The organism is Citrobacter sp. Ct235 (assembly GCF_030332305.1).
GTDB lineage: Bacteria > Pseudomonadota > Gammaproteobacteria > Enterobacterales > Enterobacteriaceae > Citrobacter_A > Citrobacter_A telavivensis.
In genome coordinates, this window is record NZ_JAOWIC010000040.1 from 1 (window position 1) to 21,062 (window position 21,062).

At 51.4% G+C, this 21,062-nt stretch carries 37 protein-coding genes; 6 read left to right on the forward strand and 31 right to left on the reverse strand.

Annotation, left to right across the window (positions count from 1 at the left end; translation table 11 throughout):
* Nucleotides 1-193: 193 nt before the first annotated feature.
* Complete coding sequence (locus OGY35_RS06585; RefSeq protein WP_178824669.1) at nucleotides 194-361, reverse strand: hypothetical protein; 168 nt, start codon at nucleotides 359-361, stop codon at nucleotides 194-196.
* Nucleotides 362-387: 26 nt separating this feature from the next.
* On the opposite strand from OGY35_RS06585, the gene OGY35_RS06590 reads away from it, so the two are divergent.
* Nucleotides 388-942, forward strand: coding sequence for a gamma carbonic anhydrase family protein (locus OGY35_RS06590; protein WP_286631773.1), 555 nt, complete (start codon nucleotides 388-390; stop codon nucleotides 940-942).
* On the opposite strand, the gene OGY35_RS06595 is transcribed toward OGY35_RS06590, so the two are convergent.
* Genes OGY35_RS06595 through dprA form a run of 6 tightly spaced genes read right to left on the reverse strand, consistent with a single transcriptional unit; the run spans nucleotide 918 to nucleotide 4,710 of the window.
* The gene (locus OGY35_RS06595) at nucleotides 918-1,175 is read right to left on the reverse strand and encodes a DUF1488 family protein (protein WP_178824671.1); all 258 of its coding nucleotides are present in this window, start codon (nucleotides 1,173-1,175) and stop codon (nucleotides 918-920) included. The genes OGY35_RS06590 and OGY35_RS06595 overlap by 25 nt on opposite strands.
* Nucleotides 1,172-1,990 (reverse strand): shikimate dehydrogenase, encoded by an 819-nt coding sequence (gene aroE / locus OGY35_RS06600; protein ID WP_286631781.1) that lies wholly within the window; start codon nucleotides 1,988-1,990, stop codon nucleotides 1,172-1,174. The genes OGY35_RS06595 and aroE overlap by 4 nt, the downstream gene beginning before the upstream one ends.
* A 4-nt stretch (nucleotides 1,991-1,994) precedes the next feature.
* Nucleotides 1,995-2,567 carry an L-threonylcarbamoyladenylate synthase type 1 TsaC gene (gene tsaC / locus OGY35_RS06605; RefSeq protein WP_286631774.1) on the reverse strand — a complete coding sequence of 191 codons (573 nt, stop codon included), beginning with the start codon at nucleotides 2,565-2,567 and terminating at the stop codon, nucleotides 1,995-1,997.
* Nucleotides 2,557-3,114 (reverse strand): DNA topoisomerase family protein, encoded by a 558-nt coding sequence (locus OGY35_RS06610; RefSeq protein ID WP_152400197.1) that lies wholly within the window; start codon nucleotides 3,112-3,114, stop codon nucleotides 2,557-2,559. Before OGY35_RS06610 ends, tsaC begins: the two co-directional genes overlap by 11 nt.
* 26 nt (nucleotides 3,115-3,140) lie before the next feature.
* The gene (smg, locus tag OGY35_RS06615; protein ID WP_012908442.1) at nucleotides 3,141-3,614 is read right to left on the reverse strand and encodes a DUF494 family protein Smg; all 474 of its coding nucleotides are present in this window, start codon (nucleotides 3,612-3,614) and stop codon (nucleotides 3,141-3,143) included.
* A complete protein-coding gene (gene dprA, locus OGY35_RS06620) occupies nucleotides 3,586-4,710 on the reverse strand; it encodes a DNA-protecting protein DprA (RefSeq protein WP_286631775.1) in 1,125 nt (374 codons plus the stop codon). The genes smg and dprA overlap by 29 nt, the downstream gene beginning before the upstream one ends.
* A 129-nt stretch (nucleotides 4,711-4,839) precedes the next feature.
* Between dprA and def the strand changes: the two genes are divergently transcribed.
* The 5 genes from def (at nucleotide 4,840) to mscL (ending at nucleotide 9,603) form a co-directional block, all read left to right on the forward strand.
* Nucleotides 4,840-5,349 carry a peptide deformylase gene (gene def, locus OGY35_RS06625; RefSeq protein ID WP_042326273.1) on the forward strand — a complete coding sequence of 170 codons (510 nt, stop codon included), beginning with the start codon at nucleotides 4,840-4,842 and terminating at the stop codon, nucleotides 5,347-5,349.
* A gap of 14 nt (nucleotides 5,350-5,363) precedes the next feature.
* On the forward strand, nucleotides 5,364-6,311 hold the full coding sequence (gene fmt, locus OGY35_RS06630; RefSeq protein WP_152400201.1) for a methionyl-tRNA formyltransferase: 948 nt from the start codon (nucleotides 5,364-5,366) through the stop codon (nucleotides 6,309-6,311).
* A 52-nt stretch (nucleotides 6,312-6,363) separates the two neighbouring features.
* Nucleotides 6,364-7,653, forward strand: coding sequence for a 16S rRNA (cytosine(967)-C(5))-methyltransferase RsmB (gene rsmB, locus OGY35_RS06635; protein WP_286631777.1), 1,290 nt, complete (start codon nucleotides 6,364-6,366; stop codon nucleotides 7,651-7,653).
* A gap of 21 nt (nucleotides 7,654-7,674) precedes the next feature.
* Complete coding sequence (gene trkA / locus OGY35_RS06640; protein WP_012908437.1) at nucleotides 7,675-9,051, forward strand: Trk system potassium transporter TrkA; 1,377 nt, start codon at nucleotides 7,675-7,677, stop codon at nucleotides 9,049-9,051.
* Nucleotides 9,052-9,192: 141 nt separating this feature from the next.
* Nucleotides 9,193-9,603, forward strand: coding sequence for a large-conductance mechanosensitive channel protein MscL (gene mscL, locus OGY35_RS06645; RefSeq protein WP_152400205.1), 411 nt, complete (start codon nucleotides 9,193-9,195; stop codon nucleotides 9,601-9,603).
* Here mscL and arfA read toward each other — a convergent pair.
* The 24 genes from arfA to rpsC form a co-directional block, all read right to left on the reverse strand.
* Nucleotides 9,600-9,818, reverse strand: a complete 219-nt coding sequence (arfA, locus tag OGY35_RS06650) for an alternative ribosome-rescue factor ArfA (protein WP_152400208.1) — start codon at nucleotides 9,816-9,818, stop codon at nucleotides 9,600-9,602. The two genes, mscL and arfA, sit on opposite strands and share 4 nt — an antisense overlap.
* 55 nt (nucleotides 9,819-9,873) lie before the next feature.
* On the reverse strand, nucleotides 9,874-10,299 hold the full coding sequence (gene zntR / locus OGY35_RS06655) for a Zn(2+)-responsive transcriptional regulator (protein WP_152400210.1): 426 nt from the start codon (nucleotides 10,297-10,299) through the stop codon (nucleotides 9,874-9,876).
* Nucleotides 10,300-10,309: 10 nt separating this feature from the next.
* Nucleotides 10,310-10,678, reverse strand: coding sequence for a DnaJ family domain-containing protein (locus OGY35_RS06660; protein ID WP_152400212.1), 369 nt, complete (start codon nucleotides 10,676-10,678; stop codon nucleotides 10,310-10,312).
* A gap of 107 nt (nucleotides 10,679-10,785) precedes the next feature.
* On the reverse strand, nucleotides 10,786-11,172 hold the full coding sequence (rplQ, locus tag OGY35_RS06665; protein ID WP_001216372.1) for a 50S ribosomal protein L17: 387 nt from the start codon (nucleotides 11,170-11,172) through the stop codon (nucleotides 10,786-10,788).
* Between the two features lie 40 nt (nucleotides 11,173-11,212).
* Complete coding sequence (locus OGY35_RS06670) at nucleotides 11,213-12,202, reverse strand: DNA-directed RNA polymerase subunit alpha (protein WP_001162094.1); 990 nt, start codon at nucleotides 12,200-12,202, stop codon at nucleotides 11,213-11,215.
* A 25-nt stretch (nucleotides 12,203-12,227) separates the two neighbouring features.
* A complete protein-coding gene (gene rpsD, locus OGY35_RS06675) occupies nucleotides 12,228-12,848 on the reverse strand; it encodes a 30S ribosomal protein S4 (RefSeq protein WP_000135226.1) in 621 nt (206 codons plus the stop codon).
* Nucleotides 12,849-12,881: 33 nt separating this feature from the next.
* A complete protein-coding gene (gene rpsK, locus OGY35_RS06680) occupies nucleotides 12,882-13,271 on the reverse strand; it encodes a 30S ribosomal protein S11 (protein WP_001029684.1) in 390 nt (129 codons plus the stop codon).
* A 16-nt stretch (nucleotides 13,272-13,287) separates the two neighbouring features.
* Nucleotides 13,288-13,644, reverse strand: coding sequence for a 30S ribosomal protein S13 (gene rpsM, locus OGY35_RS06685; RefSeq protein WP_046490351.1), 357 nt, complete (start codon nucleotides 13,642-13,644; stop codon nucleotides 13,288-13,290).
* A 146-nt stretch (nucleotides 13,645-13,790) separates the two neighbouring features.
* Nucleotides 13,791-13,907: a 50S ribosomal protein L36 gene (gene rpmJ, locus OGY35_RS06690; RefSeq protein WP_000868187.1), complete on the reverse strand. Its 117-nt coding sequence runs from the start codon at nucleotides 13,905-13,907 to the stop codon at nucleotides 13,791-13,793.
* Between the two features lie 31 nt (nucleotides 13,908-13,938).
* Nucleotides 13,939-15,270: a preprotein translocase subunit SecY gene (secY, locus tag OGY35_RS06695; protein WP_001118864.1), complete on the reverse strand. Its 1,332-nt coding sequence runs from the start codon at nucleotides 15,268-15,270 to the stop codon at nucleotides 13,939-13,941.
* Nucleotides 15,271-15,277: 7 nt separating this feature from the next.
* The gene (rplO, locus tag OGY35_RS06700) at nucleotides 15,278-15,712 is read right to left on the reverse strand and encodes a 50S ribosomal protein L15 (RefSeq protein WP_001238917.1); all 435 of its coding nucleotides are present in this window, start codon (nucleotides 15,710-15,712) and stop codon (nucleotides 15,278-15,280) included.
* A 3-nt stretch (nucleotides 15,713-15,715) separates the two neighbouring features.
* Nucleotides 15,716-15,895: a 50S ribosomal protein L30 gene (gene rpmD, locus OGY35_RS06705; protein WP_001140434.1), complete on the reverse strand. Its 180-nt coding sequence runs from the start codon at nucleotides 15,893-15,895 to the stop codon at nucleotides 15,716-15,718.
* Between the two features lie 3 nt (nucleotides 15,896-15,898).
* Complete coding sequence (gene rpsE, locus OGY35_RS06710; RefSeq protein ID WP_000940121.1) at nucleotides 15,899-16,402, reverse strand: 30S ribosomal protein S5; 504 nt, start codon at nucleotides 16,400-16,402, stop codon at nucleotides 15,899-15,901.
* A 14-nt stretch (nucleotides 16,403-16,416) separates the two neighbouring features.
* Nucleotides 16,417-16,770 (reverse strand): 50S ribosomal protein L18, encoded by a 354-nt coding sequence (rplR, locus tag OGY35_RS06715; RefSeq protein ID WP_000358956.1) that lies wholly within the window; start codon nucleotides 16,768-16,770, stop codon nucleotides 16,417-16,419.
* Between the two features lie 9 nt (nucleotides 16,771-16,779).
* Nucleotides 16,780-17,313 (reverse strand): 50S ribosomal protein L6, encoded by a 534-nt coding sequence (gene rplF, locus OGY35_RS06720; protein ID WP_012135817.1) that lies wholly within the window; start codon nucleotides 17,311-17,313, stop codon nucleotides 16,780-16,782.
* A gap of 12 nt (nucleotides 17,314-17,325) precedes the next feature.
* Nucleotides 17,326-17,718 carry a 30S ribosomal protein S8 gene (gene rpsH / locus OGY35_RS06725; RefSeq protein ID WP_000062611.1) on the reverse strand — a complete coding sequence of 131 codons (393 nt, stop codon included), beginning with the start codon at nucleotides 17,716-17,718 and terminating at the stop codon, nucleotides 17,326-17,328.
* Nucleotides 17,719-17,751: 33 nt separating this feature from the next.
* Nucleotides 17,752-18,057, reverse strand: coding sequence for a 30S ribosomal protein S14 (gene rpsN, locus OGY35_RS06730; protein ID WP_001118929.1), 306 nt, complete (start codon nucleotides 18,055-18,057; stop codon nucleotides 17,752-17,754).
* 14 nt (nucleotides 18,058-18,071) lie between these two features.
* Nucleotides 18,072-18,611 carry a 50S ribosomal protein L5 gene (rplE, locus tag OGY35_RS06735; protein WP_001096206.1) on the reverse strand — a complete coding sequence of 180 codons (540 nt, stop codon included), beginning with the start codon at nucleotides 18,609-18,611 and terminating at the stop codon, nucleotides 18,072-18,074.
* Nucleotides 18,612-18,625: 14 nt separating this feature from the next.
* Entirely contained in the window at nucleotides 18,626-18,940 is a 315-nt protein-coding gene (gene rplX / locus OGY35_RS06740) for a 50S ribosomal protein L24 (RefSeq protein ID WP_035894981.1), read from the reverse strand.
* 10 nt (nucleotides 18,941-18,950) lie between these two features.
* Nucleotides 18,951-19,322, reverse strand: a complete 372-nt coding sequence (gene rplN / locus OGY35_RS06745; protein WP_000613954.1) for a 50S ribosomal protein L14 — start codon at nucleotides 19,320-19,322, stop codon at nucleotides 18,951-18,953.
* Between the two features lie 162 nt (nucleotides 19,323-19,484).
* The gene (rpsQ, locus tag OGY35_RS06750; protein WP_002438707.1) at nucleotides 19,485-19,739 is read right to left on the reverse strand and encodes a 30S ribosomal protein S17; all 255 of its coding nucleotides are present in this window, start codon (nucleotides 19,737-19,739) and stop codon (nucleotides 19,485-19,487) included.
* The gene (gene rpmC, locus OGY35_RS06755; RefSeq protein ID WP_000644742.1) at nucleotides 19,739-19,930 is read right to left on the reverse strand and encodes a 50S ribosomal protein L29; all 192 of its coding nucleotides are present in this window, start codon (nucleotides 19,928-19,930) and stop codon (nucleotides 19,739-19,741) included. Before rpmC ends, rpsQ begins: the two co-directional genes overlap by 1 nt.
* Nucleotides 19,930-20,340 (reverse strand): 50S ribosomal protein L16, encoded by a 411-nt coding sequence (gene rplP, locus OGY35_RS06760; protein WP_000941208.1) that lies wholly within the window; start codon nucleotides 20,338-20,340, stop codon nucleotides 19,930-19,932. Before rplP ends, rpmC begins: the two co-directional genes overlap by 1 nt.
* Before the next feature lie 12 nt (nucleotides 20,341-20,352).
* Nucleotides 20,353-21,054 (reverse strand): 30S ribosomal protein S3, encoded by a 702-nt coding sequence (rpsC, locus tag OGY35_RS06765; protein ID WP_000529945.1) that lies wholly within the window; start codon nucleotides 21,052-21,054, stop codon nucleotides 20,353-20,355.
* Nucleotides 21,055-21,062: the final 8 nt, after the last annotated feature.

The following is a 21,062-nucleotide window of genomic DNA, read 5'->3' on the forward strand; positions in this document are numbered from 1 at the left end:
ATTAAGAATCCATGTCACTTTGAGTGCCCACACAGATTGTCTGATAAATTGTTAAAGAGCAGTTGCGACGCGCTTTAGCGTTCTGTCGCGAGGTGGCGTATGTTACGCTTTCCTCTTTCAGAGTCAACCCTGATTTTCAGGATTTTTCTCTTCGTTGTGACGACCATCTTGTGAAGTGTTTCACTTTGTCGTCTCAACGGAGGCGCATTATAGGGATCCCATTTTTTTGCACAAGCCTTTTTTCGATCTTTTTTTTCGTTTGCTGCTTTTTCATCCCTTTCGCTCCATTCATGCGCAATGTGGCGGATTTTTGATAGCTAAAGCACTTGCGCAAGGCCGGAAATGCAACCAAAGTCATCATTACTGTTCTCTTTCCTTGAGGTAAACATGTCTGACGTATTACGTCCTTATAAGGATCTTTTTCCACAGACAGGCCAACGTGTGATGCTCGACAGCAGCAGCGTGATCATTGGCGACGTTCGCCTGGCGGACGATGTAGGGATCTGGCCGCTTGTCGCGATCCGTGGCGATGTAAATTACGTTGCGATCGGTGCGCGTACGAATATTCAGGATGGTAGCGTACTGCACGTCACGCACAAATCCGCCTCTAACCCTGAGGGCAATCCGCTCATTGTGGGGGAAGATGTGACGGTCGGGCATAAAGTGATGCTGCATGGCTGCATCATCGGCAACCGAGTCCTGGTCGGTATGGGATCAATTCTGCTGGATGGTGCGGTGATAGAAGATGACGTCATGATCGGGGCGGGAAGCCTGGTGCCACAAAACAAGCGTCTGGAGAGCGGCTATCTCTATTTGGGGAGTCCGGTCAAACAGATCCGGCCGCTAACCGAGGAGGAAAAAGTGGGGCTGCAATACTCCGCCAAAAACTATGTGAAATGGAAAGACGAATATCTCGCTCAGGATAACCAGACCCAACCGTGATCGTCTTCTTGCTGGGACTGGATCAGCGCTTCTGCTTCTTCTTCCAGATCCCAGCGATGTTCGCAAAAGCGGATCAGCCATTGTTCCGCCGTCTCACCACCAAAGCGATTCGCCAGCGTTTCTCCCTTAATTGCGCACATTAACTGCATACCATTAACCAGCACGGGAAAGCAGACCGCTTCTTTCTGCATGTTCCACTCTTCCCGGTCAGGGAACTGGATAGCCTGGTTCATGCGGACAACGCCTGTTTGAGCCGTGCAATCACCGGTTCAATTTCCGGCAACACGCCGTGCCAGAGCAGAACTGCATGGGCCGCTTGCCCCACCAACATCCCCAGACCATCGGCATAACGTTTCGCCCCCTGGCGTTCACACCAGGAGAGAAACGGCGTATTGCCCTTTTGATAGAACATGTCGTAACAACATACAGACGGACGAATAAGCGATGCCGGGATCGCCGGGATCTCACCGCTGATACCGCTGGAGGTGGCATTGATGATCAGATCAAATTCATGCCCTTCCAGCTCATTAAGATCCAACGCCTGCACGCTGCCCGTATGCGCAAAAACTTGCGCCAGTTCTTCCGCTCGGGATGCAGTCCGGTTGACGATAGTCACCCCGCAATCCATAGAAAGCAGCGGTAACAGTACGCCACGCGAAGCCCCACCCGCACCAATCAGCAGGATACGCTGCCCCGGCTGGATAAATGACAGGCGTTCGAGATCGCTTAACAGACCGATGCCGTCCGTATTATCGCCAAGCAAACGACCATCTTCGAGCCGCTTGATAGTATTCACCGCACCAGCCAGCGCAGCACGCTCCGTGAGTTCATCGGCGCGGGCAAACGCCTCTTCTTTAAACGGCACCGTTACGTTCACCCCTTTACCGCCATCGGCAAAGAACGCGTTTAGGGTATTAATAAAATCATTTACAGGCGCCAGCACACGGCCATACGGATGCGCAATATGCAGCTGCTGCGCAAATTGCTGATGAATAAACGGCGATTTGCTGTGCGCGATTGGATTACCAAAAACAGCATAGGTTTCCATCATCTTACCCCTGTCGAAACAGCTCGCCCGTCAGGGCATCACGAATTTCCGAAGGATTCAAGCGGCCGCCGGTTTCTCCTGGCACCACCGGGAAGTCGGTACCAAACTGAGCGTGGACCTCCTCTACCGTACGACAAGGGGGTAATCCACTCAGGTTGGCGCTGGTTGAAACCAACGGTTTGCCATAAGCCTGGCACAAGGCGACCACCAGCGGATGATTCGTCACGCGCACGGCCAGTGAATCAAAGCGTCCCGTTAACCAGCGAGGCGTTGTCGGCAGCGCGGGGAAAACAAAAGTCACCGGACCTGGCCAACGCGCAAACACGGCATCACGCTGGGCATTGGTCAGCATACTGTCATCAACATACGGTTTGAGCTGCTCAAAACTGGCGGCGATCAAAATTAACCCTTTATCGACCGGACGCTGTTTTAAGGCCAACAGGCGATTAACGGCCACTTCGCTATCGGGATCGCACCCGATGCCAAAGACGGCTTCTGTTGGATAGGCGATGACATTTTCTTTATTCAGTACCTCTATCGCGTCTGCGACAGGGTCTGTTAGCAGGTTATTCTTCACTTGTTTGTTCCGCCGAAACCGGCTTTCCACATTGTTTACTGGCGCAAAAGTGCTTCACACCCTGCGCGGTTTTCTTTTCGATGAGTAGCGGATAATGGCACTCTGGGCACTCTCCGGCTAGCGGCTTGAAGTTAATGACAAACTGGCACTCCGGATAGCGATCGCAGGAGTGGAAGGTCTTGCCATAACGGGAACGCCGCTGGACCAGATGGCCCGTCTGGCATTGTGGGCAGGTAATTGCGGTTTCATCGGGCTTATCAATGAGCTCGGTATGCTCACATTCAGGATAGTTGCTGCAGCCGATAAACATGCCAAAACGCCCCTGGCGCAACACCAGTTCACCACCGCAGACAGGACAATGCTTTCCCTCCAGAACTTTGACGATATGTCCGTCCGCTGAGGATTTCAACGGACGGATGTAGTCACATTCCGGATAGTGCGAGCAGCCAAGAAACGGACCATGTTTCCCGGAGCGAATCACCAGTTCAGCCCCGCACTGTGGGCAGGGCTCATTCTTACGCACCGAAAACAGTGCTGATTTAGCCATAACAACTCATGCTGAATTAAGGTTGATTAATGCAGCATACCTTCATTCACTTCAAAGAGTAATTCTTCCATTTGCTGATATGCATTTTCACAACCCGGAATGTTGAACAAAACCATCAGGATGACCCACTTCAGGTCTTCCAGGTCGAATTCTGCAGTATCCAGCGCGAGCACACGTTCAATCACCATTTCTCGCGTTTCGAGGTTTAGCACCTGGATCTGTTCAAGGAATAACAGGAATCCCCGGCAACTGGCATCCAGTCGGTCACACTCTTCTGGGGTATAAATACGCACAGAGAGAGGATCGGAGGCAAGCTGCATCGGTTCGGCAAGTCCTTCCTGATAATCAGCAAGCTTTTCCAGCCACAGGAGCGCATTGTAGATGTCTTCACGATCAAAACCAGCGTCGGTAAGATCCCGTTCAAGTTTGTCCTGATCCACACGTAATTCAGCTTCATTGTGGATATATGTCTCAAACAAATACATTAGTACGTCGAACATGGCATGCCCTCCTCAATCGGACATAGCCGCCGGGTACAGCTGCGATCCATCCTGCTAACTCCAGTTCGAGTAGCTGAGCCACTACTTCTGGCACAGGTTGGCCGGCACGTTCAGCGACGACGTCAACAGGTGTTACCTCATCTCCTACGTTAGCCAGGAGCTCGGGAAATGGCAATGCTGCGTCTTCCTGATCTGATGAATAAAGTGATTTTTCAGGCTCATCTGGCAGCCAATGCAAGCCATACTGCAAATTTTCCATGATTTCCTCTGGAGCCGTCACAAGTGTGGCTCCCTGCTGTACCAGCCAGTGCGGCCCTTCACTTCCGGGACTGCCGAGAGGCCCGGGTACGGCGAACACCTCTCTCCCTTGTTCCAGCGCACAGCGTGCAGTAACCAACGAGCCGCTGCGTAAGGCCGCTTCAACCACCAGAACGCCTTTACTCAGACCGCTGATAATACGGTTTCGGCGGGGAAAATTACGCGGTAAAGGAGGCATCAGTAGCGGAAATTCGGACACCAGCGCACCTCCCGTTTCCAGTAAAGCCTCTGCCATCCCGGCATGCCGGCGGGGATAGATGGACTGCAGACCATTTCCTAATACGGCAATGCTTTTCCCCTTCGACTGGATCGCTGCCCGATGGGCGATGCCATCAATACCACGTGCCAAACCGCTGGTAATGGTGATTTCCCAGCCCGCAAGCTTCTCACAGAACAACCGTCCCCACCGTTCGCCATACCAGGACGGGGTTCGGCTTCCCACCACGGCGAGTTGAAAATCATGGAGGCATTGCGAGGAGCCGGAGACCAAAAGCGCGCCGGGGTAATCTTCAATGGCACGAAGCTGAGCGGGATAATCTTCACTGTCTGCCAGTAATAAGTGGTGATGCGGTGGCTCAAGCCAGCGAAAGGTCTTTTCCAGTTCGTTTTGCGAAAAGGTAATAAAGCGAGTGGCCTGGGAGGGAGAAAAGCCCATACGCCGCAGGACAGCGGTATCAATATGCGGTTGTGCTATCAGCCCGTGAGCGACGCGCACCATCTCATCGCCGAACAACTCGTTCACGCCCATTAAACGTAGCCAAATTTCGGTACGGGTCATCCTTATCCCCCTGCCACAAGCAGTCTTAGCAATCTTTGCGATTGGTCACTGATGCTGTCAATCAGAGGGGGATTTGTCTAGAATAGAGGTAATAATCTTTCCAACTCCTGAACACAACTCTGGATAACTATGTCAGTTTTGCAAGTGTTACATATTCCGGACGAGCGTCTTCGCAAAGTCGCAAAACCGGTAGAAGAAGTGAATGCAGAAATTCAGCGTATCGTCGATGATATGTTCGAGACGATGTACGCAGAAGAAGGTATTGGCCTCGCGGCAACGCAGGTTGATATTCATCAGCGAATTATCGTCATTGACGTGTCAGAAAACCGCGACGAACGCCTGGTGCTAATTAACCCGGAACTGCTGGAAAAAGAAGGCGAAACCGGTATTGAAGAAGGTTGCCTGTCTATTCCGGAACAACGTGCTTTAGTGCCACGTGCCGAGAAAGTGAAAGTTCGCGCACTCGATCGCGAGGGTAAACCGTTTGAGCTGGAAGCCGACGGCCTGCTGGCTATCTGTATTCAGCACGAAATGGATCACCTGGTCGGTAAACTGTTTATCGATTATTTGTCGCCGCTGAAACAGCAACGTATTCGTCAGAAAGTTGAGAAACTCGACCGCCTGAACGCACGAGCTTAAGGACAAGAATCAACGTGTCAGACTCACTACGTATTATTTTCGCGGGTACACCTGACTTTGCAGCGCGTCATCTTGACGCGCTGTTGTCTTCTGGACATCACGTCGTCGGCGTGTTTACCCAACCGGACCGTCCGGCGGGGCGGGGTAAAAAACTGATGCCGAGCCCGGTGAAAGTCCTGGCGGAAGAAAAAGGCATTCCGGTTTTCCAACCTGTCTCCTTGCGCCCACAGGAAAACCAGCATCTGGTTTCTGACCTGAACGCAGACGTGATGGTCGTCGTAGCGTATGGCCTGATTCTACCGAAAGCCGTGCTGGAGATGCCGCGACTCGGCTGCATTAACGTGCATGGTTCCCTGCTGCCGCGCTGGCGTGGCGCGGCCCCCATTCAACGTTCGCTCTGGGCGGGCGATGCTGAAACGGGGGTTACCATTATGCAGATGGACGTCGGTCTGGATACAGGCGATATGCTCTACAAACTCGCCTGCCCCATCACCGCGCAGGACACCAGCGGCACGCTGTACGACAAGCTGGCGGATCTGGGCCCACAGGGTCTGATTGAAACGCTGAAGCAGCTAGCGGAAGGTCGTGCAAATCCGGAAGTACAGGACGAAGCGCAGGTTACCCATGCTGAGAAGCTCAGTAAAGAAGAAGCGCGCATCGACTGGTCACTTTCTGCGGCACAACTGGAACGCTGCATCCGCGCATTCAATCCCTGGCCAATGAGCTGGCTGGAAATTGATGGCCAGCCGGTAAAAGTCTGGCAGGCATCCGTGATAGACTCGCCGACGAAGGCAGAGCCCGGTACCATCCTTGAAGCCACAAAACAAGGCATTCAGGTCGCGACTGGCAACGGGATCCTGAACTTGCTCTCATTACAACCCGCCGGGAAAAAAGCGATGAGCGCCCAGGATCTGCTAAATTCACGTCGGGAATGGTTCATTCCTGGCAACCGTCTGGCCTGACGGTCACTTCTGATTACGCCCGGTGTTGCCGGGCCTTTTTATTTTTGCGGTTATGAATAAGAAACTTAACTTACGCAGTATGGCGGCGCAGGCCGTTGAACAGGTCGTCGAGCAAGGGCATTCACTGAGCAATGTCCTGCCGCCGCTACAACAAAAAGTCTCCAATAAAGACAAAGCACTATTACAAGAACTCTGTTTTGGGGTTCTGCGTACGTTGTCGCAACTCGACTGGTTGATCAACAAACTGATGTCCCGTCCGATGACGGGAAAACAGCGTACCGTGCACTACCTGATTATGGTGGGATTCTATCAATTACTGCATACCCGTATTCCTCCCCATGCTGCGCTGGCGGAGACGGTCGAAGGTGCAGTTGCGATAAAGCGCCCGCAGCTTAAAGGGCTGATAAACGGTGTCCTGCGCCAGTTTCAGCGTCAACAAGAAGAACTGCTGGCAGAATTCGCCAACAGCGAGGCGCGTTTTCAGCATCCTTCCTGGATGCTGAAACGCCTGCAAAAAGCGTATCCCACTCAATGGGAAGCCATTGTCGATGCCAATAATCAACGGCCGCCGATGTGGTTACGCGTGAATCGCATACACCATTCGCGCGACAGCTGGCTGGCACTGCTCGAAGACGCCGGGATGAAAGGTTTCCCCCATCCTGACTATCCCGATGCCGTACGCCTGGAAACGCCGGCACCGGTTCATGCGCTACCGGGATTCGATGAAGGATGGGTCACCGTTCAGGATGCCTCCGCTCAGGGGTGCGTCGCCTTCCTTGCGCCGCAAAACGGCGAGCACATTTTAGATCTGTGTGCAGCGCCAGGCGGTAAAACTACCCATATCCTCGAAGCCGCCCCCGAAGCAGACGTGCTGGCAGTCGATGTGGATGAACAACGACTCTCCCGCGTTTATGACAACCTGAAACGTCTCGGGATGAAAGCAACGGTCAAACAGGGTGATGGGCGTTATCCTGCTCAGTGGTGTGGTGAACAGCAGTTTGATCGCATACTGTTAGATGCACCCTGTTCCGCAACCGGGGTTATCCGTCGCCATCCAGATATCAAATGGCTACGCCGCGATCGCGATATTGCAGAACTGGCAAAGCTACAGGCTGAAATTCTCGATGCCGTCTGGCCGCATTTGAAATCTGGCGGCACGTTGGTGTATGCCACTTGTTCAGTGTTGCCGGAAGAGAACAGCCAGCAGGTTCGCGCCTTCTTACAGCGTACGACGGACGCCACGCTTAGCGAGACAGGAACGCCTGAAGCGCCGGGTCTACAAAATCTGCCGGGTGCAGAAGACGGTGACGGCTTCTTTTACGCTAAGCTAATCAAAAAGTGATGGGATAACGGGTCGCGACTGATGAAAATAATCATTCTGGGCGCAGGACAAGTGGGGGGAACGCTGGCAGAGAACCTGGTCGGCGAGAACAACGACATCACTGTGGTCGATACCAACGGTGAACGTCTGCGCAGCCTGCAGGACAAGTTCGATCTGCGTGTCGTTCAGGGGCATGGTTCACACCCACGCGTGTTGCGCGAAGCCGGTGCGGATGATGCGGATATGCTGGTTGCCGTGACCAGCTCCGATGAAACGAATATGGTTGCCTGCCAGGTGGCCTATTCGCTGTTCAACACGCCAAACCGAATCGCCCGTATCCGCTCCCCTGATTATGTTCGTGATGCGGACAAACTGTTCCACTCAGAAGCCGTACCTATCGATCATCTGATCGCGCCCGAGCAGCTCGTCATCGACAGTATTTATCGACTGATCGAGTATCCAGGCGCGTTACAGGTCGTCAACTTTGCGGAAGGTAAAGTGAGCCTGGCAGTGGTAAAAGCCTATTATGGTGGCCCACTGATCGGCAACGCACTCTCAACGATGCGGGAACATATGCCGCATATCGATACCCGCGTTGCGGCGATTTTCCGTCATGACAGACCGATTCGCCCGCAGGGCTCCACCATTGTGGAAGCGGGTGACGAAGTCTTCTTTATTGCCGCCTCCCAACACATTCGTGCGGTGATGAGCGAGTTGCAACGTCTCGAAAAACCTTACAAGCGCATCATGCTGGTTGGCGGCGGTAACATAGGGGCCGGTCTGGCGCGTCGTCTTGAGAAAGATTACAGCGTGAAATTGATCGAACGCGATCAACAGCGCGCTGCCGAACTGGCTGAAAAACTGCAGAATACGATCGTCTTCTTTGGCGACGCCTCGGATCAGGAGTTGCTGGCTGAAGAACATATCGATCAGGTCGATCTGTTCATTGCCGTCACCAACGACGATGAAGCTAACATTATGTCAGCAATGTTGGCCAAGCGAATGGGGGCGAAGAAGGTAATGGTCCTGATTCAACGTCGCGCGTATGTCGACCTCGTCCAGGGTAGCGTCATTGATATTGCGATCTCTCCTCAGCAGGCGACAATCTCCGCTCTCCTCAGCCATGTGCGAAAAGCAGATATCGTTGGTGTCTCTTCATTGCGTCGTGGCGTCGCGGAAGCTATTGAAGCCGTCGCTCACGGCGATGAAAGTACTTCGCGCGTTGTGGGTCGGGTTATAGACGAGATCAAGCTGCCGCCGGGTACGATTATTGGTGCCGTAGTGCGTGGTAACGATGTGATGATTGCCAATGATAACTTACGCATCGAACAAGGCGATCACGTCATTATGTTCCTGACGGATAAAAAGTTTATTACCGACGTCGAACGCTTATTCCAGCCAAGTCCTTTCTTCCTTTAACTTTGAAGGGTGCATTATTCGCACCCTTTTAAATCCCCTGAGTTATCAAGGCTTAATTAGCACTATTAATCTGAATACTTAAATGGAAAATGCCTTAACATTTGTTAAACTTATTAACGTCAGCTGCATAGGGAGAATATAATGAGCATTATTAAAGAGTTTCGCGAATTTGCGATGCGCGGGAATGTTGTCGATTTGGCGGTGGGTGTCATTATCGGTGCGGCATTCGGTAAAATTGTATCGTCACTGGTTGCCGATATCATTATGCCGCCGCTGGGTTTGCTAATTGGCGGGATTGACTTTAAACAGTTTGCCGTGACGCTGCGCGATGCGCAGGGAGATATCCCTGCCGTTGTGATGCATTATGGTGTGTTTATTCAGAACATTTTCGACTTTGTGATTGTGGCATTTGCTATTTTCATGGCAATTAAGCTCATTAACAAACTCAATCGTAAGAAAGAAGAACCGGCTGCTGCACCTGCGCCAACGAAAGAGGAAGTCTTGCTCACTGAGATCCGTGACCTGCTCAAAGAACAGAATAGTCGTTCTTAACAGACCACAGAAAGCAGAAGGCCAGTGGTAAAAAAGTGATTCACTTTCTTGCCACTGGCCTCCCAGTTACCCCGATTACCGTGTTTCCCTTTGCGTAAATAACTCCCTTTGCCTTTCCTGTTCTTTTCAACACGCTGTCTGAATAGCGGGTCATGTAATAATGCCTCGATGGCATTGTCTTTTATCTGCCCTTTCGTATGCTGATAACGACTCATAATAGCTCCAGTTTGTGGTTTAACGGCGGGAGTGTAGTCCCACCAGTCTGATAAATCAACAGCCCGACTTCACTCCACTGGCACCCTGCTCCAGGGCTTCAAGGATTGAGCAGTACACGCTGCTGTGCGCAGTACCGCAGCAGGCATCGTTCAGACGCTGTAATGAACGCTGCATACTTTGCAGTTCGGCAATACGCGCTTCGACTTCTTTCAGTCTGTCCTGCACGATCCCTTTTGACTCCTGACAGGTATGATGTTCGGGATCAATGCGGATCGACAATAACTCACGGATCGACTCAAGGGTAAATCCGAGCTGCCGGGCATAGCGGATGAACTTAAGCCGCTGAAGATCCTTTTCCGTATATAACCGGAATCCCCCTTCCGTGCGCACCTCATGTTCCATCATCTGCTGCTTTTCATAATAGCGGATCGTATCAGGGGTTACTTCCGCCAGCTTTGCTAACTCACCAATGCGATACATGCCCACGTCCTTAATTATCGTTAATCTTATGCAGCAATTTATCTGCGTACTCACCGCGTAAAAATTCAGTGCTTAGGCCAGCCTGCCGCAGCTTCAGTTCCAGAAGTGACAAACGCCGGCTCACTTCCTGATACTGAGGATCATCCTGCCTAAGGCCTTTCAGCAGATCCAGTAACTGGATGGCTTCTTTTCGCTGCTCCAGCTCGGGCGGCAGACAGCCGGCATTTTTCAGTAAGCGATAACCTGCCCGCAGCTCAACAGGCACATGTGAATCATCATCCAGAACCAGCCGCTCGCCAGTACCATGAAGATTCTCGAATTCACCTTTTCTCTGTGCATCAGTGATATGGCGCTCTGCCCACTGGTCCAGTAACCACATAGAAGACTCCAGGGGATGAACAAAAAGAGTACAGATATTGTAGATAAGTGGGGGTACTGCGGATATAAAAAAACCCGCCGGAGCGGGTTTCTTTACGTTACTACAGATTACTCTGCAGCAGCTTCTGCTTTCGACTCAGAGCGATCAACCAGCTCGATGTAAGCCATCGGCGCGTTGTCGCCTGCACGGAAGCCACACTTCAGAATGCGAGTGTAACCACCGGCGCGGCTCGCAAAACGCGGGCCCAGCTCGTTAAACAGTTTTGCCACGATCTCGTTATCACGAGTGCGGGCGAATGCCAGACGACGATTAGCTACGCTATCAGTCTTGGCAAGAGTAATCAGCGGCTCAACTACGCGACGCAGCTCTTTCGCTTTAGGCAGGGTCGTCTTGATGATTTCATGACGAACCAGTGAACCTGCCATGTTGCGGAACATAGCCTGGCGATGGCTGCTGTTGCGGTTCAGTTGACGACCACTCTTACGATGGCGCATGACCTTATCCTTCTCAGTAAAACCTTAACCTGTGATCCGGTTACTCGTCAGCGATGCTTGCCGGTGGCCAGTTTTCCAGGCGCATGCCCAGAGACAGTCCACGGGAAGCCAGCACGTCTTTAATCTCAGTAAGAGATTTTTTACCAAGGTTAGGCGTCTTAAGAAGCTCAACCTCAGTACGCTGTACCAGATCACCGATATAGTGGATAGCTTCTGCTTTAAGGCAGTTAGCAGAGCGGACAGTCAATTCCAGATCGTCAACAGGGCGCAGCAGGATCGGATCGAATTCTGGTTTCTCTTCTTTCACTTCCGGCTGACGTACATCACGTAAGTCAACGAAAGCTTCCAGTTGTTCAGCCAGAATGGTCGCCGCACGACGAATCGCCTCTTCAGGATCGATTGTGCCGTTGGTTTCCATTTCGATGACCAGCTTGTCCAGGTCGGTACGCTGTTCTACACGCGCTGCTTCAACATTGTAGGCAATACGCTCTACAGGGCTGTAGCATGCGTCGACCAGCAGACGGCCGATTGGGCGCTCATCTTCTTCCGAATGAATTCGGGTAGAAGCCGGCACATAACCACGACCGCGCTGAACTTTGATACGCATGCTAATAGACGCGTTCTCATCGGTCAGGTGGCAGATCACGTGCTGCGGCTTGACGATTTCGACATCCCCATCATGGGTAATGTCGGCTGCAGTCACAGGGCCAATGCCAGATTTATTCAAGGTAAGAATAACTTCATCTTTACCCTGAACTCTCACCGCCAGCCCTTTCAGGTTGAGCAGGATTTCCAGGATATCTTCCTGAACGCCTTCTTTGGTGCTGTACTCATGTAGTACACCATCAATCTCAACCTCGGTCACCGCGCAACCCGGCATCGATGAGAGCAGAATACGGCGCAGTGCGTTACCCAGAGTATGGCCGAAGCCACGCTCTAAAGGCTCAAGGGTCACCTTGGCGTGCGTCGAACTCACTTGCTCGATATCTACCAGGCGCGGTTTTAGAAACTCTGTCACAGAACCCTGCATTGTGTCCTCTCTTTGGTACTAAGCTTTACTTGGAGTAAAGCTCGACGATCAGGTGTTCGTTAATGTCCGCAGACAGATCAGAACGCTCAGGCTTACGCTTGTACGTACCTTCCATCTTGCCAGCATCAACTTCCAGCCAGGTTGGCTTTTCACGCTGCTCAGCCAGCTCCAGAGCGGCTTTCACGCGAGACTGCTTCTTCGCTTTCTCACGAATGCTAACAACGTCATTCGGACTAACCTGATAAGAAGCGATGTTAACAACACGACCGTTTACCATAATCGCTTTATGACTAACCAGCTGACGTGCTTCTGCACGAGTGGCGCCGAAGCCCATACGGTATACAACGTTGTCCAGACGACCTTCCAGCAGAGCCAACAGGTTTTCACCGGTGTTGCCTTTCAGACGTGCTGCTTCTTTGTAGTAGTTACGGAACTGACGCTCCAGCACACCGTAGATACGGCGAACTTTTTGCTTTTCACGCAACTGCACACCATAGTCAGACAGACGCGGTTTACGCGCACCGTGCTGGCCAGGAGCTTGTTCAATTTTACACTTGGTATCGATCGCGCGAACGCCAGACTTAAGGAATAAGTCGGTGCCCTCACGACGGCTCAGCTTGAGCTTAGGACCCAAATATCTTGCCATTTTCTTTCTCCAACAAACCTGGAAAACGAAGCGTTATACGCGGCGTTTTTTCGGCGGACGACAACCGTTATGAGGGATCGGAGTCACATCAGTAATATTAGTGATGCGGAAACCAGCGGCGTTCAGAGCACGAATAGTAGATTCGCGGCCTGGACCCGGACCTTTAACCATAACTTCCAGATTCTTGATACCGTATTCTTTTACGGCGTCAGCGCAACGCTCTGCTGCAACCTGAGCTGCGAACGGAGTAGATTTGCGAGAACCACGGAAACCGGAACCACCGGCTGTTGCCCAACCCAGCGCGTTACCCTGACGATCAGTGATAGTCACGATGGTGTTGTTGAAAGAAGCATGGATATGAGCCACGCCGTCAGAGACTTGTTTTCTTACACGTTTACGTGCACGAATTGGTGCCTTTGCCATTATTCAATCACCCCGATTATTTCTTGATCGGTTTGCGCGGACCCTTACGGGTACGTGCGTTGGTCTTAGTACGCTGACCGCGCACTGGCAGACCACGACGATGACGCAAACCGCGATAGCAACCAAGATCCATCAGGCGCTTGATGCTCATGCTGATTTCACGGCGCAGATCACCTTCAACGACAAATTTGGCAACTTCGTCACGCAGCGTGTCGATTTGTCCTTCAGACAGCTCACTGATCTTAACATTTTCAGCGATACCCGCTGAAGCCAGAATGGCTTTAGAACGGGTCTTACCGATGCCGTAGATCGACGTTAACGCGATCACAGCATGTTTTTGATCAGGAATGTTAATGCCTGCTATACGGGCCACTATGCACTCCTACTATTTAATATGTACGCACCATGCTGAAAAGCCCGTTTTCAGGATACTCAAATGGAAACGTACAGACATACAAAAGATTGGCTGGCTAATCTAGCCAGCTCAACCCAACTTTGCAAGAAAAATATGCGAATAAATCAGCCTTGGCGCTGTTTATGCTTCGGCTCGGCACTGCAAATCACACGGATGACACCATCACGCTTAACGATTTTGCAGTTACGGCATAATTTCTTGACGGAAGCACGAACTTTCATTTTTACTCTCCGTAACTTCTCGGGCGACCAATTATCGGCCGTAGCCTTTCAGGTTCGCCTTCTTCAATGCAGACTCGTACTGACTAGACATCATCAGAGTTTGCACTTGAGCCATAAAGTCCATAATCACGACAACAACGATAAGCAGTGAGGTCCCACCGAAGTAGAACGGTACTTTCATTGCATCACGCATGAACTCCGGGATCAGGCAGATAAAGGTAATGTAGAGCGCACCAACCAAAGTCAGGCGGGTCATTACTTTATCGATATACTTCGCCGTTTGCTCTCCCGGACGAATCCCTGGTACAAATGCACCGGACTTCTTCAGGTTATCTGCTGTTTCACGCGGGTTGAAGACCAACGCCGTGTAGAAGAAACAGAAGAAGATGATTGCAGACGCATAGAGTAACACATAAAGCGGTTGCCCAGGCTGCAAATACAGCGAAATTGTTGTCAGCCAGTTCCAACCAGTACCGCCCCCGAACCATGACGCGATGGTTGCCGGGAACAGAATAATACTGGAAGCGAAGATTGCCGGGATTACCCCCGCCATATTCACTTTCAGCGGTAAATGTGTGCTCTGTGCAGCATAGACACGACGACCCTGCTGACGTTTCGCGTAGTTTACCACAATGCGGCGTTGACCACGCTCAACAAATACAACAAAGAACGTCACTGCAAATACTAATACTGCAACCAACAGCAACACGAGGAAGTGCAGGTCGCCTTGACGCGCTTGCTCGATAGTATGGGCAATGGCTGGCGGGAGTCCCGCGACAATACCGGCGAAGATAATGATCGAGATACCGTTACCGATACCACGTTCAGTAATCTGTTCGCCCAACCACATCAGGAACATCGTCCCTGTGACCAGACTAACAACAGCGGTGAAGTAGAATGCAAAGCCTGGGTTCATAACCAGACCTTGCATACCAGGCATATTCGGCAGACCGGTAGCAATACCGATCGACTGGAATATTGCCAGCACCAGAGTACCGTAGCGGGTGTACTGGCTGATCTTACGACGACCAGACTCCCCTTCTTTCTTGATTTCCGCTAACGTTGGGTGAACCACCGTCAGCAGCTGGATAATAATTGATGCCGAAATGTACGGCATAATACCCAGGGCAAAGATAGAAGCACGGCTGAGAGCACCACCAGAGAACATGTTAAACATTTCAATGATGGTGCCTCGCTGTTGCTCAAGCAGTTTGGCAAGGACAGCGGCATCAATACCAGGGATCGGAATGAAAGAGCCAATACGGAACACAATAAGCGCACCGATAACAAACAGCAGTCTGCGTTTCAGCTCGCCTAAGCCACCTTTGGCACTTTGAAAATCTAATCCCGGTTGTTTAGCCATCTGCTACTTATTCCTCGATTTTACCGCCAGCAGCTTCGATAGCAGCACGAGCGCCTTTAGTAACACGCAGACCACGAACAGTTACCGGAGTAGTGACTTCACCAGCCAGGATCACTTTCGCGAACTCGATCTGGATACCGATAATGTTAGCCGCTTTCAGCGTGTTCAGGTCTACAACACCGCCTTCTACTTTAGCCAGGTCAGACAGACGAACTTCGGCTGTAATCGCTGCTTTACGAGAAGTGAAGCCGAATTTCGGCAGACGACGATACAGAGGCATCTGGCCGCCCTCGAAACCGCGACGTACGCCACCGCCAGAACGAGACTTCTGACCTTTGTGACCACGACCACCGGTTTTACCGAGGCCAGAACCGATACCACGACCCAGGCGTTTACCCGCCTTTTTGGAGCCTTCGGCCGGAGACAGAGTATTTAAACGCATCTCTTACTCCTCAACTTTAACCATGAAGGAAACCGCGTTGACCATACCACGAACAGCAGGAGTATCCTCGCGCTCTACGGTGTGACCAATACGACGCAGACCCAGGCCAAGCAGCGTTGCCTTATGTTTCGGCAGACGACCGATTGCACTGCGGGTTTGAGTAATTTTAATAGTCTTTGCCATGGTTTATTTCCCCAGAATTTCTTCAACGGATTTACCACGCTTGGCAGCGACCATTTCTGGAGAATTCATATTTTCCAGGCCATCAATAGTTGCACGAACCACGTTGATCGGGTTGGTGGAACCATATGCTTTAGCCAGAACGTTATGAACCCCAGCAACTTCCAGAACGGCGCGCATTGCACCACCGGCGATGATACCGGTACCTTCGGAAGCTGGCTGCATGAATACACGAGACCCCGTGTGAACACCTTTAACCGGGTGTTGCAGGGTGCCGTTGTTCAGCGCGACGTTAATCATATTGCGACGGGCTTTTTCCATCGCTTTCTGGATCGCTGCTGGAACTTCACGCGCTTTACCGTAACCAAAACCAACGCGACCGTTACCATCGCCTACTACAGTCAGAGCTGTGAAGGAGAAAATACGACCACCTTTTACGGTTTTAGATACGCGGTTTACCGCGATCAGCTTTTCCTGCAGTTCGCCAGCTTGTTTTTCGATGTGAGCCATCTTACACCTCTACCTTAGAACTGAAGGCCAGCTTCACGGGCAGCATCTGCCAGTGCCTGGACACGACCATGATATTGGAACCCGGAACGGTCAAAGGACACATCTTTGATGCCTTTTTCCAGAGCGCGTTCAGCGACAGCTTTACCCACAGCTGCAGCCGCGTCTTTGTTACCGGTGTACTTCAGTTGTTCAGCGATAGCTTTTTCTACAGTAGAAGCAGCTACCAGAACTTCAGAACCGTTCGGTGCAATTACCTGTGCGTAAATATGACGCGGGGTACGATGTACCACCAGGCGAGTTGCGCCCAGCTCTTTGAGCTTGCGGCGTGCGCGGGTCGCACGACGGATACGAGCAGATTTCTTATCCATAGTGTTACCTTACTTCTTCTTAGCCTCTTTGGTACGCACGACTTCGTCGGCGTAACGAACACCCTTGCCTTTGTAAGGCTCAGGACGACGGTAGGCACGCAGATCTGCTGCAACCTGGCCGATTACCTGCTTATCAGCGCCTTTCAGCACGATTTCAGTTTGAGTCGGACATTCTGCAGTAATCCCTGCCGGCAGTTGATGGTCAACTGGATGCGAGAAACCTAAAGACAGGTTTACTACGTTCCCTTTAACCGCTGCACGATAACCTACACCAACCAGCTGCAGCTTCTTAGTGAAGCCTTCGGTAACACCGATAACCATTGAGTTCAGCAGGGCACGCGCGGTACCAGCCTGAGCCCAACCGTCTACGTAACCATCACGCGGACCGAAGGTCAGTGCATTATCTGCATGTTTAACTTCAACAGCATCGTTGAGAGTACGAGTCAGCTCGCCGTTTTTACCTTTGATCGTAATAACCTGACCGTTGATTTTTACATCAACGCCGGCAGGAACAACGACCGGTGCTTTAGCAACACGAGACATTTTTTCCTCCGATTAGGCTACGTAGCAGATAATTTCGCCACCAAGACCAGCCTGGCGCGCTGCACGATCAGTCATAACACCTTTAGAGGTAGAAACAACCGCGATACCCAGACCCGCCATAACTTTCGGCAGCTCATCTTTACGTTTGTAGATGCGCAGACCTGGGCGACTGACACGCTGAATGCTTTCTACAACAGCTTTACCCTGGAAATACTTAAGAGTCAGTTCCAGTTCCGGCTTGGTGTCGCCTTCAACTTTAAAATCTTCAATAAAACCTTCTTCCTTCAGCACGTTGGCAATTGCCACTTTCAGCTTGGAGGAAGGCATGGTGACCGCAGCTTTGTTCGCGGCCTGACCGTTACGGATACGGGTCAGCATATCCGCGATCGGATCTTGCATGCTCATCTGTCTTTACTCCCGTGATTCAATTGGTGACAATTACCAGCTAGCCTTTTTCAAGCCTGGTACTTCACCGCGCATTGCGGCTTCACGTAACTTGATACGGCTCAACCCGAACTTGCCCACATAACCATGTGGACGACCTGTTTGACGGCAGCGGTTACGCTGACGAGACGGGCTGGAATCACGCGGCAGAGACTGCAGCTTAAGAACAGCGTTCCAACGATCTTCGTCGGAAGCGTTCACATCAGAGATGATCGCTTTCAGTTCAGCGCGTTTCGCGAAGTATTTATCAGCTAAAGCTACGCGTTTTACTTCGCGTGCTTTCATTGATTGCTTAGCCATTCAGTAACCCTACCTTACTTGCGGAACGGGAAGTCAAAGGCAGCCAGCAGAGCACGGCCTTCTTCGTCAGATTTCGCAGTAGTGGTAATGGTAATATCCAAACCACGAACGCGGTCGACTTTATCGTAGTCGATTTCTGGGAAGATGATCTGCTCACGGACACCCATGCTGTAGTTACCACGACCATCGAATGACTTAGCGGACAAGCCACGGAAGTCACGGATACGCGGTACAGCAATAGTGATCAGGCGCTCAAAGAACTCCCACATGCGTTCGCCACGCAGAGTTACTTTACAGCCGATCGGATAGCCCTGACGGATTTTGAAGCCTGCAACAGATTTGCGTGCTTTGGTGATCAACGGTTTTTGACCGGAGATTGCTGTCAGGTCAGCTGCTGCGTTATCCAGCAGTTTCTTGTCAGCGATCGCTTCACCAACACCCATGTTCAGGGTGATCTTCTCGACCCGAGGGACTTGCATGACAGAATTGTAGTTAAACTCAGTCATGAGTTTATTAACTACTTCGTCTTTGTAGTAATCATGCAGTTTCGCCATCGTACTACTCCAAATTACTTGATAGTTTCGCTGTTAGACTTGAAGAAACGGACTTTTTTGCCGTCTTCGAATCTAAAGCCTACACGGTCAGCCTTGCCGGTTGCCGCATTGAAGAGTGCAATGTTAGAGATCTGAATAGCTGCTTCTTTCTCTACAATGCCGCCTGGTTGGTTCAGAGCCGGAACCGGCTTCTGGTGTTTCTTAACCAGGTTGATACCTTCAACGATGACCTTGCCGGAAGACAAGACATTCTTAACTTTACCGCGTTTACCTTTATCTTTACCGGTTAACACGATAACTTCGTCATCACGACGGATTTTCGCTGCCATGATTCGCTCCTTAGAGTACTTCTGGTGCCAGAGAGATAATTTTCATGAACTTCTCATTACGAAGTTCACGAGTTACCGGCCCAAAAATACGCGTACCGATAGGTTGCTCGCTGTTATTGTTTAAAATAACGCATGCATTACCATCGAAGCGAATGACAGAACCGTCCGGGCGACGAACACCCTTCTTGGTGCGCACCACTACCGCCTTCAGCACATCACCTTTTTTGACCTTACCACGCGGAATTGCTTCTTTGATGGTGATCTTGATGATGTCGCCTACGCCTGCGTAGCGACGGTGCGAGCCACCCAGAACCTTGATACACATTACGCGACGTGCACCGGAGTTGTCGGCGACGTTCAGCATAGTCTGTTCTTGGATCATTTTAGTGCTCCGCTAATGTCAACTACTACTGAGACCCGAAATCAGGTCGTTAAAAAAGCCCCATATCTAGGGCGCGGCATTATAACACCGCTCTCAGGATATGGGTAGAAAAAATAAACGGCCCATCGCTGAGCCGTTTATTCGTTGAGAACGCGTACTGTATTACAGAACCGCTTTCTCTACAACGCGAACCAGCGTCCAGGACTTAGTCTTGGACAGCGGACGGCATTCACGGATTTCAACCTTGTCGCCGATACCGCATTCGTTGTTCTCGTCATGTACGTGCAGTTTGGTCGTACGCTTAATGAATTTACCGTAGATCGGGTGTTTCACAAAACGTTCGATAGCAACAACAATGGATTTCTCCATTTTGTCGCTAACAACGCGACCTTGCAGAGTACGGATTTTATCGGTCATTACGCACCCGCCTTCTCAGTCAGTAAAGTCTTAACGCGTGCGACATCACGACGCACTTGCTTCAACAGGTGAGACTGTTGCAGCTGGCCACTTGCAGCCTGCATACGCAGGTTGAACTGCTCACGCAGCAGGTTCAGCAGCTCGGTGTTCAGCTCTTCAACACTCTTCTCACGCAGCTCTTTTGCTTTCATTACATCACCGTCTTAGTTACAAAGGTGGTTTTAATCGGCAGTTTCGCTGCTGCCAGCTTGAATGCTTCACGGGCCAGCTCTTCCGGTACGCCGTCCATTTCATACAGGACTTTACCCGGCTGAATCAAGGCAACCCAATACTCCACGTTACCTTTACCTTTACCCATACGCACTGCCAGCGGCTTTTCAGTGATCGGTTTGTCCGGGAATACGCGGATCCAGATCTTACCTTGACGCTTAACTGCACGGGTCATAGCACGACGTGCTGCTTCGATCTGACGGGCAGTCAGACGACCACGGCCAACAGCTTTCAGACCGAAGCTGCCGAAGCTAACATCCGCGCCAGCAGCCAGACCGCGGTTACGGCCTTTGTGCATTTTACGGAATTTTGTACGCTTTGGTTGTAACATCAGCGACGCTCCTTATTTACGGCCTTTACGCTGCTGCTTTTTAGGTTGAGCAGCCGGTTTTTCCGGTTGTTCAACAGCAGCCATACCACCCAGGATCTCGCCTTTGAAGATCCATACCTTAACGCCGATTACACCGTAAGTGGTGTGCGCTTCAGAGGTGTTGTAGTCGATGTCAGCACGCAGAGTGTGCAGCGGTACGCGACCTTCGCGGTACCATTCGGTACGTGCGATTTCCGCGCCGCCCAGACGGCCGCTAACTTCAACTTTAATCCCTTTAGCGCCCAGACGCATTGCGTTCTGTACAGCACGCTTCATCGCACGACGGAACATAACGCGACGTTCCAGCTGTGAAGTGATGCTGTCAGCAACCAGTTTTGCGTCCAGTTCAGGCTTACGAACTTCGGCGATATTGATCTGTGCAGGAACGCCAGCGATATCCGCTACGACCTTACGCAGTTTTTCTACGTCTTCGCCTTTCTTACCGATAACGATGCCCGGACGAGCAGTGTGAATAGTCACACGGATGCTCTTAGCCGGACGCTCGATAACGATACGAGATACAGACGCTTTAGCCAGTTCCTTAGTCAGGTACTGACGTACTTTAAAATCGCTGTCCAGGTTGTCAGCGAATTCTTTGGTGTTCGCAAACCAGGTAGAGTTCCATGGTTTTACAATACCCAGGCGAATACCATTAGGATGTACTTTCTGACCCATTGCTAGTC